At 73.5% G+C, this 14,559-nt stretch carries 18 protein-coding genes and 1 tRNA gene; 10 read left to right on the top strand and 9 right to left on the bottom strand.

Translation table 11 applies throughout. From position 1 onward, the window contains the following. Positions 1-4: 4 nt before the first annotated feature. The 3 genes from OHA72_RS33925 to OHA72_RS33915 are packed head-to-tail and all read right to left on the bottom strand — an operon-like array spanning position 5 to position 1,399. The gene (locus OHA72_RS33925; RefSeq protein WP_327000115.1) at positions 5-316 is read right to left on the bottom strand and encodes a hypothetical protein; all 312 of its coding nucleotides are present in this window, start codon (positions 314-316) and stop codon (positions 5-7) included. Positions 317-336: 20 nt separating this feature from the next. Next, positions 337-729 carry a PPOX class F420-dependent oxidoreductase gene (locus OHA72_RS33920; protein ID WP_327000114.1) on the bottom strand — a complete coding sequence of 131 codons (393 nt, stop codon included), beginning with the start codon at positions 727-729 and terminating at the stop codon, positions 337-339. Beyond that, on the bottom strand, positions 722-1,399 hold the full coding sequence (locus tag OHA72_RS33915) for a DUF899 domain-containing protein (protein ID WP_327000113.1): 678 nt from the start codon (positions 1,397-1,399) through the stop codon (positions 722-724). Before OHA72_RS33915 ends, OHA72_RS33920 begins: the two co-directional genes overlap by 8 nt. Before the next feature lie 96 nt (positions 1,400-1,495). On the opposite strand from OHA72_RS33915, the gene OHA72_RS33910 reads away from it, so the two are divergent. Further along, positions 1,496-1,969, top strand: a complete 474-nt coding sequence (locus tag OHA72_RS33910; RefSeq protein WP_327000112.1) for a winged helix-turn-helix transcriptional regulator — start codon at positions 1,496-1,498, stop codon at positions 1,967-1,969. Positions 1,970-2,172: 203 nt separating this feature from the next. On the opposite strand, the gene OHA72_RS33905 is transcribed toward OHA72_RS33910, so the two are convergent. Next, positions 2,173-2,421, bottom strand: a complete 249-nt coding sequence (locus tag OHA72_RS33905; protein ID WP_327000111.1) for a hypothetical protein — start codon at positions 2,419-2,421, stop codon at positions 2,173-2,175. Between the two features lie 27 nt (positions 2,422-2,448). Next, positions 2,449-2,521: transfer RNA gene (locus OHA72_RS33900), tRNA-Asp, on the bottom strand. A 95-nt stretch (positions 2,522-2,616) separates the two neighbouring features. Between OHA72_RS33900 and OHA72_RS33895 the strand changes: the two genes are divergently transcribed. Both OHA72_RS33895 and OHA72_RS33890 read left to right on the top strand, forming a co-directional pair. After that, complete coding sequence (locus OHA72_RS33895) at positions 2,617-3,786, top strand: amidohydrolase (protein ID WP_327000110.1); 1,170 nt, start codon at positions 2,617-2,619, stop codon at positions 3,784-3,786. Next, positions 3,783-4,802, top strand: a complete 1,020-nt coding sequence (locus tag OHA72_RS33890; RefSeq protein WP_327000109.1) for a pyridoxal-phosphate dependent enzyme — start codon at positions 3,783-3,785, stop codon at positions 4,800-4,802. The genes OHA72_RS33895 and OHA72_RS33890 overlap by 4 nt, the downstream gene beginning before the upstream one ends. 83 nt (positions 4,803-4,885) lie before the next feature. Here OHA72_RS33890 and OHA72_RS33885 read toward each other — a convergent pair whose 3' ends face one another. The 3 genes from OHA72_RS33885 to OHA72_RS33875 all read right to left on the bottom strand — a co-directional run bounded on the left by OHA72_RS33885 (position 4,886) and on the right by OHA72_RS33875 (position 6,246). Further along, the gene (locus OHA72_RS33885) at positions 4,886-5,533 is read right to left on the bottom strand and encodes a D-alanyl-D-alanine carboxypeptidase family protein (RefSeq protein WP_327000108.1); all 648 of its coding nucleotides are present in this window, start codon (positions 5,531-5,533) and stop codon (positions 4,886-4,888) included. Between the two features lie 120 nt (positions 5,534-5,653). Beyond that, positions 5,654-5,857 carry a hypothetical protein gene (locus tag OHA72_RS33880; RefSeq protein WP_327000107.1) on the bottom strand — a complete coding sequence of 68 codons (204 nt, stop codon included), beginning with the start codon at positions 5,855-5,857 and terminating at the stop codon, positions 5,654-5,656. A gap of 29 nt (positions 5,858-5,886) precedes the next feature. Beyond that, on the bottom strand, positions 5,887-6,246 hold the full coding sequence (locus OHA72_RS33875; RefSeq protein WP_327000106.1) for an LmrA/YxaF family transcription factor: 360 nt from the start codon (positions 6,244-6,246) through the stop codon (positions 5,887-5,889). Between OHA72_RS33875 and OHA72_RS33870 the strand changes: the two genes are divergently transcribed. After that, entirely contained in the window at positions 6,247-6,528 is a 282-nt protein-coding gene (locus OHA72_RS33870; protein WP_327000105.1) for a tautomerase family protein, read from the top strand. Positions 6,529-6,531: 3 nt separating this feature from the next. On the opposite strand, the gene OHA72_RS33865 is transcribed toward OHA72_RS33870, so the two are convergent. Beyond that, positions 6,532-7,521 carry a LacI family DNA-binding transcriptional regulator gene (locus tag OHA72_RS33865; protein ID WP_327000104.1) on the bottom strand — a complete coding sequence of 330 codons (990 nt, stop codon included), beginning with the start codon at positions 7,519-7,521 and terminating at the stop codon, positions 6,532-6,534. Positions 7,522-7,765: 244 nt separating this feature from the next. On the opposite strand from OHA72_RS33865, the gene OHA72_RS33860 reads away from it, so the two are divergent. The 6 genes from OHA72_RS33860 to OHA72_RS33835 all read left to right on the top strand — a co-directional run bounded on the left by OHA72_RS33860 (position 7,766) and on the right by OHA72_RS33835 (position 14,555). Next, positions 7,766-9,028 (top strand): sugar ABC transporter substrate-binding protein, encoded by a 1,263-nt coding sequence (locus OHA72_RS33860; RefSeq protein ID WP_327000103.1) that lies wholly within the window; start codon positions 7,766-7,768, stop codon positions 9,026-9,028. Between the two features lie 2 nt (positions 9,029-9,030). Next, entirely contained in the window at positions 9,031-9,975 is a 945-nt protein-coding gene (locus tag OHA72_RS33855; protein WP_327000102.1) for a carbohydrate ABC transporter permease, read from the top strand. Then, entirely contained in the window at positions 9,972-10,781 is an 810-nt protein-coding gene (locus OHA72_RS33850; protein WP_327000101.1) for a carbohydrate ABC transporter permease, read from the top strand. Before OHA72_RS33855 ends, OHA72_RS33850 begins: the two co-directional genes overlap by 4 nt. 13 nt (positions 10,782-10,794) lie before the next feature. Then, positions 10,795-12,711, top strand: a complete 1,917-nt coding sequence (locus OHA72_RS33845; RefSeq protein WP_327000100.1) for a glycoside hydrolase family 127 protein — start codon at positions 10,795-10,797, stop codon at positions 12,709-12,711. Between the two features lie 91 nt (positions 12,712-12,802). After that, positions 12,803-13,600: an alpha/beta hydrolase gene (locus tag OHA72_RS33840; protein ID WP_327000099.1), complete on the top strand. Its 798-nt coding sequence runs from the start codon at positions 12,803-12,805 to the stop codon at positions 13,598-13,600. After that, positions 13,590-14,555, top strand: a complete 966-nt coding sequence (locus OHA72_RS33835; RefSeq protein ID WP_327000098.1) for an alpha/beta hydrolase — start codon at positions 13,590-13,592, stop codon at positions 14,553-14,555. Before OHA72_RS33840 ends, OHA72_RS33835 begins: the two co-directional genes overlap by 11 nt. Positions 14,556-14,559 lie beyond the last annotated feature (4 nt).

Genomic DNA, 14,559 nt, shown 5'->3' with positions numbered 1-14,559 from the left:
CACGTCACGAGACGCTCGCGACCTCCCAGCGGTCGCTCACCGGCTCGCGGGTGACGAGGCAGGTGAAGGATCGGGCGCCGGCGGTGCCGCCGACGACGAACGTGTCGTCGCCGGTGCGGTCGGCGGACGTGACCCCGACCGGCCCCGCGAGCTGCGCGCGGGCCGCGGTCGTGCACAGCTCGCGAGCGGTCCGCGCGTCGCCGCGCGAGGTCAGGAAGGCGGCCAGCCCGGCGATCGCGAGCAGCGCGACGACGACCACCGCACCGCGCCGCAGGAACGCCGGCATCGGCTCGGCCCTGGGCACCGCATCGATCATGTCCCGGATCGTACGCGGGTTCAGCCGAACGTCGGCGCCTGCGCGTGTGAAGGTTCGATGAGCATGACGACGCGGTCGCCGCGCAGCGGATACGGCGCCCCCGTGTACTTGTGCGCGATGCGGTCGATGATGCGCCAGGCGTCGTCGCCGTCGAGGACCTCGGCCACCCGCCCGCGGATCAGCGCCGTGGCTTGCGGCTGCGCGTGGTCGATGATGGAGATGGCGACCCTCGGGTCACGGGCGACGTTGCGGGCCTTGCGGGACCCGGGCCCGGTGAGCACGGCGATCCGGTCACCCTCCCGGTCGACCCACACGGGCACGCTGTGCGGCGACCCGTCCGGCAGGAGCGTCGCGATGTGCGCGTAGTTGACGTCCTCGACGAGGCGGGCGACATCGGCGGTGAGCTCAGGCATGGTGGTGCTCCGTCTCGTACTCGTCATGGGGGCGCAGCCACTGCATCGTCGGGGTCTGCGGCCAGCCGGCGGGTGAGTCCTCCCACGCCTCCTGCCGCCCGAACGGCGTCAGGTCCAGCAGGTTGAAGTCCAGGCGCAGCCGGTCCACGCCACGGCCGGTGGTGGCGTAGGTGCGGAAGGCCTCGTCGCCGTCGCGGAGCAGCACACTCAGCGCGAACCCCTCGATGCGCAGGTCCTCGTTGAAGGTGCTGCCGTGGCTGGAATACCAGGGCACGGTCCAGCCCATCCGGCGCCGCACCGGCTCGATCTCCTCCTGCGGGGCGCGGGCCATGAGGATCAGCCGCGTGTCGCGGGCGCCGAGGTGCGCCTGGGCGTGCTCGGCGAGGTTGTCGGTGAAGGTGCTGCAGCCGCCGCACAGCCAGTCCTGACCGGGCTCCAGCATGAAGTGGTAGATCACCAGCTGCCGGCGGCCGTCGAACAGGTCGGCCAGGCCGGCCGCGGTGCCGTCCGGCGCGGTGAACCGGTACCGGTTGCCGAGGGCCACCATCGGCAGCCGCCGGCGCTGCGCGGCGAGGCGGTCGAGGGCGTGGGTGAGCTCCTTCTCCTTGAGCAGCAATGCGTCTCGCGCCGTCTGCCACTCCTGCGGCGAGACGACCGGTGGGCGGTGCATGGCGAACCTCCACGAGTGAGTTCCTTCAGGGAACCTTCATCTCCGACCGTACCGCAGAACGTCTCTTGAGGGAACCCAGTCGGCTACGCTTGCGGCATGCAGCGCACCCAGTTCGCCGGCATGGCGTGCTCCATCGCCCGGACCCTCGACGTCATCGGCGAGCCGTGGTCGCCGCTGATCCTGCGCGACGTGTATGTCGGCATCAACCGCTTCGACCAGCTGCAGGCCGACCTCGGCATCTCCCGCAAGGTGCTGGCGCAGCGCCTGGCGTGGCTGGTGGAGCAGGGCGTCATGCAGCGCCGGCAGTACTCCGACCGCCCGCCGCGCCACGAGTACACGCTGACCGCCAAAGGCCAGGAGCTGTGCGACCTGCTGCTGGTGATGGTCGGCTGGGGCGACCGCTGGACGGCCGGCGACGCCGGACCGCCGGTGCTGTACCGCCACCACGCCTGCGGCGAGATCGCCCACGCCGAGCTGCACTGCTCGCACTGCGACCGGCCGATGCGCGCCACCGACGTCGACGTCCTGCCCGGCCCCGGCAGCGCCCCGCCGGAGCCCGCCACGGCCTGACCACGCGGCGTCCCTGCCGTCCCCGGCGGCACACGCCGGAGGCCGCGGCGGCGCCCGGTCCGGGCGAGCGCCTGCTGCCGCGGGTCCGCTGCTCCCACCCGGCCGAGGACCCGGTCCGCGTCTGCCTCGGCGCGGGCGCCTTCTTCGTCTTCATCGGCGCGGCAGACCTCGCGGCCCGCAAACCGGGCCGCCGCCCGTGGCCGCTACGAGGGCGGCCGGCGAAACAGCGGGCCGAGCACACCCAGGTCGTCCTCGACCCGCTCCGCGACGCCGGCGCCGTGCCTGACGGTCAGTGCTGCGAGGTCCACGCCGACCGCCACGTCCGCCGCGGCGCAGGCGCCCCGCCAGTCACCGGCGAGGCGGCGCTCGGTGGCCCGGTGGATCATCGCCGGCGGCACCGCATACCGGCGGACCGTGCGCCAGCCGCGCAGCGCCGACACGCTCAGCAACACCGGGACGGCCCTCCCCTGGCCAGGCGGCGAAGCCGGCCGGAATCGAACCGACGTCCTCCACCCTGACGCGACGGCGCGACGACCTCTGCGCTACGGCTTCGCCGCGGCCGAATATACAGCGCCGCACGGCAGACCGGCCGCCGCACGTCTGTCACGATCATCCGGTACCGCCGGACGCCCGCCGAAGGAGCCGCCATGACCGTGCCCGACGTCCGGCGGTGGCGCCACGACCTGCACCGGATCCCCGAGCTCGGCTTCCAGGAGCACCGCACTGGTGACTACGTCGCCGACGTGCTCACCGGCCTGGGCCTGGCCGTCACCCGCGGCGTCGGCGGGACCGGCCTCGTCGCCACACTGCGCGGCGGGCCGGGCGGCCAGGGCGGCGCGCTCGGGCTGCGCGCCGACATGGACGGCCTGCCGCTGACCGAGCGCGGCGCGCGACCCCACCGGTCAACGCACGACGGTGTCATGCACGCCTGCGGCCACGACGGCCACATGGCCATGCTGCTGGGCGCCGCCCAGGTCCTGGCGGTGCGGGGCGGCTTCGCCGGCACCGTCCACCTGGTCTTCCAGCCCGCCGAGGAGCACGGCCTCGGCGCCAGGGCGATGATCGCCGACGGCCTGTTCGACCGGTTCCCCGTCGATGCGATCTTCGGCCTGCACAGCATGCCCGGCCACCCGGCCGGCGCGATCAGCACCCGCGCCGGTGGGCTCATGGCCGGCGAGGACAACTTCGAGATCCGCGTCGCCGGGCGGGGCGGGCACGCCGCCCGGCCGCAGATGGTCATCGACCCGATCGTGGTCGCCGCCGAGATCGTGCTCGCGCTGCAGACGATCGTCGCCCGCAACGTCGACCCCACCGACCCCGCCGTCGTGTCCTGCACCGAGATCACCACCGACGGGGCACGCAACGCGATCCCGGGCGAGGTCGTCATCCGCGGCGACACCCGCAGCTTCTCCCCGCAGGTCGGGGCGCTGCTCGAGCACCGCATCCGCCGGCTGGCCGACGGCATCTGCGCCGCGCACGGGGCGACCTGCCGGGTCACCTACACCCACGAGTTCGAGCCCACCGTCAACGACCCGGCCGCGGTCGCCGCGGCGGTCACCGCCGCACGGCTGACGGTCCCCGAGCACCGCGTCGACCCGGACACCGCGCCGTGGACGGCCAGCGAGGACTTCGGGGTGTTCCTGGGCCACGTCCCCGGCTGCTTCGCGCTCCTCGGCAACGGCGAGGACACCGACGCGGGCGGCACCCCGCTGCACAGCCCGGACTACGACTTCAACGACGACGCCCTCGACGTCGGTGTGCGGTACTACGTCAACCTCGTGCGCACCGTCCTGTCCGCTCCGGCGGCGACCCGATGACGACCTCCGCCTGGTGGGTGGTGAACGGGGCCCGGGACCGCGACTGGGTCTGTGGGACCGCGCCCACCGCCGCGGTGCGCGACTTCCACCGGTCGCTGCCCGGCTACGCCCCGACCCGGCTGGCGCCACTGCCCGGTCTCGCGAGGACCGCCGGCGTCGCGCGGATGTTCGCCAAGGACGAGTCGAACCGGCTCGGGCTGCCGGCGTTCAAGGCGCTCGGCGCGTCCTGGGCCATCCACCGTGCCCTGCTCGACCGTGCACCGGCCGGCCCGGTCACCGTCGTCACCGCGACCGACGGCAACCACGGGCGCGCCGTCGCCCGCTTCGCCCGGCAGTTCGGGCACCGCGCCGCCGTCTTCGTCCCCGACGGCGTGCACCCCACGGCGGTCCAGGCGATCCGCGACGAGGGCGCCGACGTCACCCACGTCCCCGGCGACTACGACGCCGCCGTCCGTCGCGCCGCCCAGACCGCCGGCCCGGACACGATCCTCGTGCAGGACATGGGCTGGGGCGGCTACGAACAGGTCCCCGGCTGGATCGTCGACGGGTACACCACCCTGTTCGCCGAGCTCGACGAGCAGCTGCGCGAGCACGGCCTGACCCACCCCGACGTCCTCGTCGTCCCCGCCGGCGTCGGCTCCCTGCTGCAGGCCGCCCTCACCCACTACCGCAGCGGCCCGGCCCCGCACGGCACGGCCGTGCTGAGCGTGGAGCCGCGGTCGGCGGCCTGCGTGCTCGCCAGCGTCGCCGCCGGTCACCCCGTCACCGTCGCCACCGGCGTGACCAGCATGGCCGGGTTGAACTGCGGCACGGTGTCGTCGCTCGCGTGGCCGTGCATCAGCCGCGGCCTCGACGCGTGCGTCGCCGTCGACGAGGACGCGGCCGCGGGCGCCGCCGCCACCTCGCCGGCCACGGCGTCGACGCCGGCCCGTGCGGCGCCGCCGCCCTCGCCGGGCTGCATGCCGTCCGCGACCGGGCCGCGCTCGGCCTCACCCCGGCCGGCACCGTGGCGCTGATCGTCACCGAAGGCTCCGCCGCCAACCCGGGGCTGCCGCGCACCGCGTAGCCCGCCGCGGCACCACCGATCGCCCGCCCCCGATCAGTGAATCGGCCGCCGGGACGCCACCGGCCTGCATCCGTCCGCGCGACCGCCGACCCGAAGGTCGCCGGTCGCGAGGCCGGAGTGCGGCAGGCGGACCGGGCGGCCGTCCGGCCGGTGCTCGAAGTGCCACCATTCGTTGTCGTAGACGCGGTACAGGCCGTGGCGGTCGCCGTGCCGTTCGAGCCACCGTGCGCCCTCCGACGGGCGGACGTCCAGTGCGGTCCCGGCGACGTGCCGGGACGCGTGCGGCGGCAGCACGCGGCGCGACGCCGCGGCGACCGACCCCTCGCGCACCACCGCCCGATGGAACAGCCGGGCCTGCTCCATCGGGTCGCGGTAGCCCGACGTCAGCCCGATCAGCTCACCGTCGCGCCACAGCGCCTCGGCCCGGGCCGCCTCGAACGCGGCCCGGGTGGCCGCCGTCAGCCCGTCGAGGTTCTCCGCCGGGAACCGCGCCGCGAGCGCCCACTGGCACGCCGTGTGCCGTGCGCGCCCGGGCGCGGTCACCCAGGCCGCCGGGACCAGCGCGACCGCGAGCGCCCGGGTGATCCGCCGGTACACCCCGTCGCGCCGCCGCTCGGTCGAGAGCCGGGCAGGCGCGGTACGGGCGGGGCCGGTGCTGCGGTCGGTGATGGTGTGCGGCATGTCAAGGACGATGCCGGGTGCGCCGCCGGCCGGGCCTGAGTCACGGCACCCATCTGCCCGTGAGTACCCCACTCAGAAGCCGCGGGTGTGGAGACGCACCGTTCGCACCCGGGCGGACGCTCATGACCGGGCGGGCCGGGCCGATGGTGCGGCCATGAGCGCCACGCAACCCACCGTCGTGCGGGACCCGTCCGCCGCCGGCGCGGTGACGCCGTTGCGGGTGACCGCGCCGCTCGCGGCGGCCGGTGCCCTGGTGGTGCTGGCGGCGCTGTGGTTCGGCGTCGGCCTGGTGTACCGCCCGCCGTCGCTGCTGGGCTGGGCCACGCTGCTCGTGAGCGTCCCCGTCGCCGCGGTCAGCCCGCGTACCGGCTGCCGACCAGGACGGTGGCGGTGCGGCACACCCGGTCGAAGGGCTCGACGGACGCCGCCGCGCGGCACAGCACGTGGGCGCCTTCCAGCAGGGTGATCAGCGTCGTGGCGAGATCGGCCGCGTCAGCGTCGGGCAGGCCGGCCGACGCCAGCCGGTCGGTGAGCGCGCCGACCCACGACGCGAACGCGGCCGCCGACGCCTCGTGCGGGACCTGGTCGGTCGCGGCGTCACAGCCGACCGCGACCGCGGCCACCGCGCAACCGCTGCCGGCACTCGACTCGATCACCACCGGTCGGACCAGCGCCAGGAAATCCTCGACGACCTGCCGCGCGTCGACGGCCACGTGGACGTCGTCGAGCCGGGCGACGTGTACGCCGGCGGGGCCAACCGCCCCCTCGTCGTGGTGAAGCTGGAGATCCCGAACATCGCCCTGGGCAGCGTCGAGCTGCGCGCCGCCTTCATCCGGGCCGCGACCGAGATCGTCCAGGCCTGCGCCGTGCCGTCGCACGAGCCGGAGAACACCTGGGTGACCATCTTCAACGCACCGGACGGCGGCTGGGGCATCGCGGGCCGCGCCTACACCGGCGACGACCTGATCGCCTCGCTCACCGCGGCCGCTCCGTAGCGGTCAGCCCCGGTCGCCGCCCAGCACGGCCGTGGAGGCACGGGGAACGAGGCGGCAGGGCAGGGCCTGCTGCCCGTGTGCGGGATCGCCGTTGATGGCGGCCAGGAGCAGCTCGGCGGCGGTGCGGCCGATGCCCTCCAGGTCCATGTCGACGCTGGTCAGCTGCGGGCGGCAGGCCTCGACCATGACGTCCCAGTTGTCGAAGCCGACGAGCGCCACGGTGCGGGGGATGTCGCGGCCGGCCTCGCGCAGGGCCTCGGCCATGCCGCGGGCGATCTGGTCGCTGCCACAGAACACGGCGTCGACGTCGGCGCCGGTGGACAGCAGGATGCCGGCCGCCTGCCGGCCCCAGGCCTCGCTCCATTCGCCGTGCAGGATGCCGGTGGCCAGGCGCAGGCCCTCTGCGGCGAGAGTCTCCGCCGCGGCGGCGGCGCGGACCTTCGCGGAGTGGTGGTGCTCGGGGCCGGTGACGTGGGCGATGCGGCGCCGGCCGATGGCGAGCAGGTGGCGCACGGCCTTGCGGGCCCCGTCGGCCTCGTCGGGCACGACCGAGCAGTCCCGCGGGTCGGAGGAGCTGATGAAGGCATACACGACCGGGACGGGCAGGTCCGCGGCGATCGGGGCGCGGGCCTGGGTGCGCCGGCCGGTGACGATGATGCCGTCGACCTTGCGGCTGAGCAGGGTGCGCAGATAGTACTGCTCGCGGATCGGATCGTCGCGGGCGTCGCACAGCAGCACCGAGACCTGGCCGGCGCCGAGCGCGTCCTCGGCGCCGATCATCAGCGGGATGCTGAAGCGCCCGATGCTGTCGGTGGTGATCATGCCGACGGTGTAGGTCCGGCCGGTCTGCAGGCTGCGGGCCGCGCCGTTGACGACGAAGCCGAGCTGGTCGGCCGCCTGCTGCACGCGCAGGCGGGTCTCCGGCCGCAGCGAGCCCCGGCCGTTGAGCGCCTTGGACGCCGTGCCCGTGGAGACGCCCGCGAGCGCTGCCACCTCGCTGATCGTGGCGGCGCGAACTGTGGTGCGCAGCGTTTCCTCCGAGGTTTCCGAGTCGACTTTGACCGACGTCCCAAACCGTGACCTGATGTGACTGTAACGTCCCCTTGACAGGCATGCAAGGTGCTCATAACGTCCAGGCAATCGTTTGCCTCACGTTTCCTGCGGCGCCGTTGAAGGTCCCAGGAGGCAACACCCCACACCCCCTCGAACACCCGCAGACGCAAAGGAATGCATCGCCATGACCTCACACCACCCGGCGCGGCGCCGCCTGCGTGCCGTCGCCGCGGCGGCGGTAGCCGTGTGCCTGGTGACCGCCTGCTCCCACACCGGTGGCTCCGGCAGCGGCTCGTCCGGCGCGGCCGGCGGCACGTACACGATCTGGGACCCCTACCCGCAGTTCGACGACGGTGCCGACTGGGTCAAGCTGCTCCAGAAGTGCGGCACCGACGCCGGCGTCACGGTCAAGCGCACTGCCTACGACACCACCGACCTCACCAACAAGGCGCTGCTCGCCGCCCAGCAGGGCAACTCCCCCGACATGCTCATCGTCGACAACCCGGTGGTGTCGACCCTCGCCGACGCCGGCGTGCTCACCACCACCGAGGAGATGAAGCTCGACACCGCCGCCGTCTCGCCGAACCTCCTCGCCGCCGGCCAGGTCGGCGGCAAGGCCTACGGCGTGCCGATCGGCGCCAACACCCTCGCCCTGTACTACAACAAGCCCGTCCTGCAGGCCGCGGGCGTCGACCCGGCGGGCATCAAGGACTGGGCGGCGCTCACCGCGGCGCTGGAGAAGGTCAAGGCCACCGGCAAGAAGGGCATCACCTTCTCCGCGATCGGCACCGAGGAGGGCAGCTTCCAGTTCCTGCCGTGGTTCTGGGGCGCCGGCGCCAACCTCACCAAGCTCGACTCGGCCGAGGGCGTCGCGGCGCTGCAGCTGTGGACCGACTGGCTCAAGGGCGGCCTCGCGCCCAACTCGGTCATCAACAACACCCAGACCACCAGCTGGCAGGAGTTCGCCACCGGCCAGTTCGCCTTCGCCGAGAACGGCACCTGGCAGCTGGCCAATGCGAAGAAGACCGGCTTCGACTACGGCATCATCCCGATCCCGTCGAAGGCGGGCGGCACCGCACCGGCACCGACCGGCGGCGAGTTCGTCACCGCCCCCGTGCAGAAGGACAAGGCCCGCTACGGCACGACACAGAAGCTGGTCACCTGCCTCACCAGCGCCGACAACGCGTACACCACCGACACCACGCTGTCCTACATCGCCGCGACCGAGGCGGTGCAGGCCAAGCAGGTGCAGAACAACGCGGAGCTGAAGGTGTGGGTCGAGGCGGTCAAGGCGGCGAAGGGCCGCACCAGCGACAACCTCGGCACCAGGTACCCGAAGATCTCCCAGCCGCTGTGGACCGGCTTCCAGACGGCCCTGAGCGGATCCAAGTCCCCCCAGGACGCACTCGCCGCCGCGCAGACCAGCGCCGCCGCGGCCACCAAGTGACCATGACGCACAAGGCAACGACCCGAGTCCCCGCCCCGGCCGCCGCGCCGCGGGCGGGGGCTCCCCGCCGCCGCGGCGGGCAGTGGACGGCGTGGGCGTTCCTCGCCCCGGTCGTGGTCTACCTCGTCGCGTTCTACGCCTACCCGCTCTACCGCAACCTCGACCTGAGCCTGCGGCTGTACACGGTCCGCTCCTTCGTCCAGGGCGACGCGCCGTTCTCCGGTCTGGACAACTACCGCACCGTGCTGGACGACGCGACGTTCTGGCCGGCGGTCTGGCACACGACCGTGTTCGTCGGGCTCTCGCTGGCGTTCCAGTTCTCCATCGGCATGGCCCTCGCCCTGTTCTTCCACCAGCACTTCCGGCTGTCCGCGACGCTGCGGGCGCTGTTCCTGGTGCCGTGGCTGCTGCCGCTGATCGTGTCCGCGTCGACCTGGTCGTGGATGCTCAACAGCGACTCCGGCATCGTCAACGCGGCGCTGCGCCTGGTGGGCCTCGACCCGGTCAACTGGCTGACGTCACCCACCTGGTCGCTGCTGTCCGTGACGATCGCCAACATCTGGATCGGCATCCCGTTCAACCTCGTCGTGCTCTACAGCGGCCTGCAGTCCATACCCGCGGAGATCTCCGAGGCCGCGGCGCTGGACGGCGCCACCGGCTGGAGCGCCTTCTGGCGGGTGACGTTCCCGCTGCTGCGGCCGGTCTCGGCGATCACGCTGCTGCTGGGCCTCATCTACACGCTCAAGGTGTTCGACATCATCTGGATCATGACCAAGGGCGGCCCCGCCGACGCGTCGACCACCCTCGCGACCTGGTCCTACCGGCTCGGCTTCGGCAACCTGCTGCCGGAGTTCGGCCCGGGCGCGGCCGTCGGCAACCTGCTCATCGTCGTCGCCATGGCCTTCGGCCTGCTCTACGTGCGCACCCAGCGGCGGGCGGCGCAGTGAACCGGGCGGTCAAGACCTGCATCGGCGTCGCGCTGACCGCGGTCATGTTGTTCCCGGTGTACTGGATGCTCAACGTGTCCCTCACCAAGGACACCGACATGCGCGACGACCCGCCGCACCTGCTCCCGCTGGACGGCACGCTCGAGGGCTACCGCGCCGTGCTCGACCAGCAGTTGCCCTACCTCGGGACCAGCCTGTTCGTCGGCCTCGGCACCGTGCTGCTGACGCTGCTGCTGTCCGCACCGGCCGGCTTCGCCCTGGCCAAGCTGCGCCCGCGCGGCAGCGGCGTGCTGAGCTTCGTGCTCCTCGTCGCGCAGATGATCCCGGGCGTCATCATGGCGATGGGGTTCTACGCCATCTACCTCAAGCTCGGCGTGCTGAACTCCGTCACCGGGCTGATCGTGGCCGACTCGACCATCGCCGTGCCGTTCGGCGTGCTCATCTTCACCGCGTTCATGTCCGGTGTCCCGCAGGAGCTGATCGCGGCGGCCAGGATCGACGGGGCGAGCACGCTGCGCACCTTCTGGTCGGTGGTCCTGCCGGTGAGCCGCAACGCCGTCGTGACCGTCAGCCTCTTCGCCTTCCTGTGGGCCTGGTCGGACTTCGTCTTCGCCACCACTCTCGACGGCGGCGGCGACGCGCAGCCGATCACCCTCGGCATCTACCAGTACATCGGCAACAACAACCAGCAGTGGAACGCCATCATGGCCACCGCCGTGGTCGCGTCCATCCCCGCGACGCTGCTGCTCATCGTGGCGCAGCGGTACGTGGCCGCCGGCGTGACCGCCGGCGCCGTCAAAGACTGAGGAAAACCCGCACATGACGAACGCAACCGGCCCCACCGTGCCCACCGACCAGGCGATCGCCGCGGTGCGGCCGCTGCCCGCAGGCGCCGCCCACCTCGACCGCGGCGGGCTGCTCGGCGGGTGGCAGGCCCGCAACACCGCCGCGACGCTGCCGCACTGCATCGACCAGCTCGACGGCCACGGCAACCTGGACAACCTGCGCCGTGTGACCGGCGACCACGACGGCGGCTTCGCCGGCTACTGGTTCGCCGACACCGACGTGTACAAGACGCTCGAGGCGGCATGGTGGGACGGCGGCTTCGCCGGCTTCACCGCCGACGTCGCGCAGCTGCTGGAGAAGGCGCAGGACCCCGACGGCTACCTGGTGTCCTACTTCCAGCTGGAGCACCGCGGCCGCCAGTGGCGCGAGCTGCCGTCCAGCCACGAGATGTACAGCGCCGGGCACCTCATCCAGGCCGGCGTCGCCGCCGCCCGCAGCGCCCCGCGGGACCCGGCCGCGCAGCAGCTGCTCGCGGTCGCGCGCCGCTTCGCCGACCTGCTGGTCCACCGCTTCGGGCCCGGCGGGCAGGACGCGATCGACGGCCACCCGCAGGTCGAGACCGCGCTGGTCGAGCTGTTCCGGGTCACGGGCCACCGTCCCTACCTCGACCTGGCCGCCCGTCTGGTCGAGCTGCGCGGGCACGGCCTGCTCGGCCCGGAGAGCCGGTTCCACACCAGCTACTACTACCAGGACCACGTCCCGGTCCGGGCCGCCGCCGAGGTCACCGGCCACGCCGTGCGCCAGGTGTACCTCGCCGCCGGCGCCGTCGACGTGGCCGTCGAAACCGGCGACACCGAGCTGCTCGCCGCCGCCGAACGGCTGTGGGAGTCGGCGGTGCGGGCCAAGACGTACCTGACCGGCGGGCAGGGGTCCCGGCACCGCGACGAGGCGTTCGGCGACCCGTACGAACTGCCGCCGGACCGCGCCTACGCCGAGACCTGCGCCGCGATCGGCAGCTTCCACTGGGCGTGGCGGCTGCTGCTGGCGACCGGGAAGGCGCGCTACGCCGACGAGATGGAGCGGCTGCTGTACAACGGCATCGCCGCCGGCGCCGGGCTGCAGGGCACCGCCTTCTTCTACTCCAACCCGCTGCAGGTGCGCACCGGCCACGACGGGTCGGACGAGGACGCCCCCGGGCAGCGCCTGGCGTGGTACTCCTGCGCCTGCTGCCCGCCGAACCTGGCGCGGCTGATGGCGTCGCTGCACACGTACGCCGCCACCGGCGGCCCGGACGGGCTGCAGCTGCACCTGTACACCGCCGGCACGTTCAGCGCGGGCGGGCAGCGCGTCCGCGTCGAGACCGCGTACCCGTGGGACGGCACGGTCACGGTCACGGTCACCGAGGCGGCGGCGGGACCGTGGACCCTGGCGCTGCGTATTCCCGGCTGGTCCACCGGCGCGCGGCTCACCGTCGAGGGCGCCGAGGTGCCGGTCGCCGCGCACGACGGCTACGTCAGCGTGACCCGCACCTGGCGGGCGGGTGACCGCGCCGAGCTGGTCCTGCCCATGCCGGCCCGGCTGGTCACCGCCCACCCCCGCGTCGACGCGGTCCGGGGTACCGCCGCCGTCACCCGCGGCCCGCTCGTGCACTGCCTGGAGCACGCCGACCTGCCGGCCGCCCTGGACGGCGTCGCCTTCGAGGACCTGCGGCTGGACGCCGGCACACCGATCGACGTCGTCCACAATGGACACCCGATCGCCCCGGTGGCCCTGCACGCCCGGATGCTGGCGCCGCACGACGCGGACGGCCCGCTCTACCGCGCACTGGACGACGCCGCACCACCGGCGACGCGCGGCGCGACCGTGCCCATGGTCCCGTACTACCTGTGGGCGAACCGGGAACCGGGTCCGATGCGCGTGTGGCTCCCCCTCGCGAGGCAGCGGCGGTAGGCGGGTTCCATCCACTGTTTGCCCACAAGCGGCGCCCTACGGTGCGTGCAGGCCGGCGTTGACGGCCCTCGTAGACGTGAGGAGATCGCCGATGAGTACACCGTCGCCCGTCGTGTTCATCCACGGACTGTGGTTGCACGCCTCGTCCTGGCAGCCGTGGATGGAACTGTTCCGCGAGGCCGGCTACGCGCCGGTCGCGCCCGGCTGGCCGGGTGAGCCGGCCACCGTCGCCGAGGCCCGCGAGCACCCCGAGGCGGTCGCGGACCACGGCATCGACGACGTCGCCGAGCACTACGCGAAGGTCATCGCGGAGCTGCCCGCCAAGCCGATCCTGATCGGTCACTCGTTCGGCGGGATGATCGCGCAGAAGCTGCTGGGGCAGGACCTCGCCGCCGGGGCGGTCGCCATCGACGCCGCGCAGATCAAGGGGGTCCTGCCGCTGCCGCTGTCGGCGCTGCGGGCCACGCTGCCGGTGTTCAAGAACCCGGCGAACCGGCACCGGGCGGTGTCGCTGACGGCGGAGCAGTTCCGGTTCGCGTTCGGCAACGCCGTGTCCGAGGAGGAGTCGCGGGCGCTGTTCGAGCAGTGGGCGGTCCCGGCGCCGGGCAAGCCGCTGTTCGAGGCGGCCGCGGCCAACTTCGACCCGCACTCACCGGCGAAGGTCGACACCGCCAACGAGCTGCGCGGTCCGCTGCTGCTCGTCACCGGCGGCCGCGACCACACGGTGCCGGAGGCGGTGACCAGGGCCACGCTGAAGCAGTACCGGCACTCCCACGCGGTCACCGACATCCTCGACTTCCCCGACCGGGCGCACTCGCTCACGATCGACGGAGGCTGGCGGGCCGTCGCCGACGCGAGCCTGGAATGGCTGCGCCGGCATGGGCTCTGAGCTGACTCGGGCGGCCGTGGTACTGGAGGCGGCCGCCCGGCAGTTCGCCGACGACAACGCCGATCCGCCGTTCCTGTACCAGCTCGACCCGGCCGAGGGCCGGCGGCTCGTCGCCGAGGTGCAGGCGAACCCGCCGTTCCTGCCGGATGCCGACGTGACCGACCTGGTCGTCGCCGGCGGCCCCTCCGGGCGGGTCCGGGTCCGCATCGTCGCGCCGCCCGGCGCGACCGGTCCGCTGCCGGTGATCCTGTACGTGCACGGCCTCGGCTGGGTGTTCGGCGGCCCCGGCAGTCACGACCGCCTCGTGCGGGAGCTGGCGGTGGGCGCGGGCGCGGCCGTGGTCTTCCCCGACTACAGCCGCTCGCCGGAGGCGGTGTACCCGACCGCCCTGGAAGAGGTGTACGCGGTCGCCGAGTGGGTAGCCTCGTGCGGTGCCGGGCACGGGTTGGACGCCGCCCGGATCGCGATCGCCGGGGACTGCGCCGGCGGCAACCTTGCCGCGGCGGCGACGCTGCTGGCCAAGCAGCGTGGCGGGGTGAGCTTCGTGCGGCAGGTGCTGTTCTACCCGGTCACCGACGCCACGTTCGACACCGGCTCCTACCACGAGTTCGCCGAAGGCTACCTCCTGCGCCGCGACGCCATGAAATGGTTCTGGGACCAGTACACCACCGACCCGCGGCAGCGGGCCGACATCACCGCGTCGCCGCTGCGGGCGACCTTGGAGCAGCTCACCGGCCTGCCGGCGGCGCTGGTCGTCGTCGCGGAGGCCGACGTCCTGCGCGACGAGGGCGAGGCCTACGCCAACCGGCTGCGGGCGGCGGACGTGCCCGTGACCGCGGTGCGCTACCAGGGCGCCATCCACGACTTCGTCGCACTCGACGCCCTGCGCGGCACCGGCGCCGCCGAGGCGGCCGTCGCCCAGGCCGTCGCGTTCCTGTCCACCGGCCTGCACTGAGGAG

The organism is Dactylosporangium sp. NBC_01737 (genome assembly GCF_035963215.1).
Lineage (GTDB): Bacteria > Actinomycetota > Actinomycetes > Mycobacteriales > Micromonosporaceae > Dactylosporangium.
Note: the sequence above shows the minus strand (reverse complement) of the source record. Positions and strands in the feature narration are given on the sequence as shown.

What these genes read in the sequence shown, in the direction of transcription:
- OHA72_RS33925 (WP_327000115.1), bottom strand. Translation starts at nt 316, where the DNA reads ATGATCGATGCGGTGCCCAGGGCCGAGCCGATGCCGGCGTTCCTGCGG.
- OHA72_RS33920 (WP_327000114.1), bottom strand. Translation starts at nt 729, where the DNA reads ATGCCTGAGCTCACCGCCGATGTCGCCCGCCTCGTCGAGGACGTCAAC.
- OHA72_RS33915 (WP_327000113.1), bottom strand. Translation starts at nt 1,399, where the DNA reads ATGCACCGCCCACCGGTCGTCTCGCCGCAGGAGTGGCAGACGGCGCGA.
- OHA72_RS33910 (WP_327000112.1), top strand. Translation starts at nt 1,496, where the DNA reads ATGCAGCGCACCCAGTTCGCCGGCATGGCGTGCTCCATCGCCCGGACC.
- OHA72_RS33895 (WP_327000110.1), top strand. Translation starts at nt 2,617, where the DNA reads ATGACCGTGCCCGACGTCCGGCGGTGGCGCCACGACCTGCACCGGATC.
- OHA72_RS33890 (WP_327000109.1), top strand. Translation starts at nt 3,783, where the DNA reads ATGACGACCTCCGCCTGGTGGGTGGTGAACGGGGCCCGGGACCGCGAC.
- OHA72_RS33885 (WP_327000108.1), bottom strand. Translation starts at nt 5,533, where the DNA reads ATGCCGCACACCATCACCGACCGCAGCACCGGCCCCGCCCGTACCGCG.
- OHA72_RS33860 (WP_327000103.1), top strand. Translation starts at nt 7,766, where the DNA reads ATGACCTCACACCACCCGGCGCGGCGCCGCCTGCGTGCCGTCGCCGCG.
- OHA72_RS33855 (WP_327000102.1), top strand. Translation starts at nt 9,031, where the DNA reads ATGACGCACAAGGCAACGACCCGAGTCCCCGCCCCGGCCGCCGCGCCG.
- OHA72_RS33845 (WP_327000100.1), top strand. Translation starts at nt 10,795, where the DNA reads ATGACGAACGCAACCGGCCCCACCGTGCCCACCGACCAGGCGATCGCC.
- OHA72_RS33840 (WP_327000099.1), top strand. Translation starts at nt 12,803, where the DNA reads ATGAGTACACCGTCGCCCGTCGTGTTCATCCACGGACTGTGGTTGCAC.
- OHA72_RS33835 (WP_327000098.1), top strand. Translation starts at nt 13,590, where the DNA reads ATGGGCTCTGAGCTGACTCGGGCGGCCGTGGTACTGGAGGCGGCCGCC.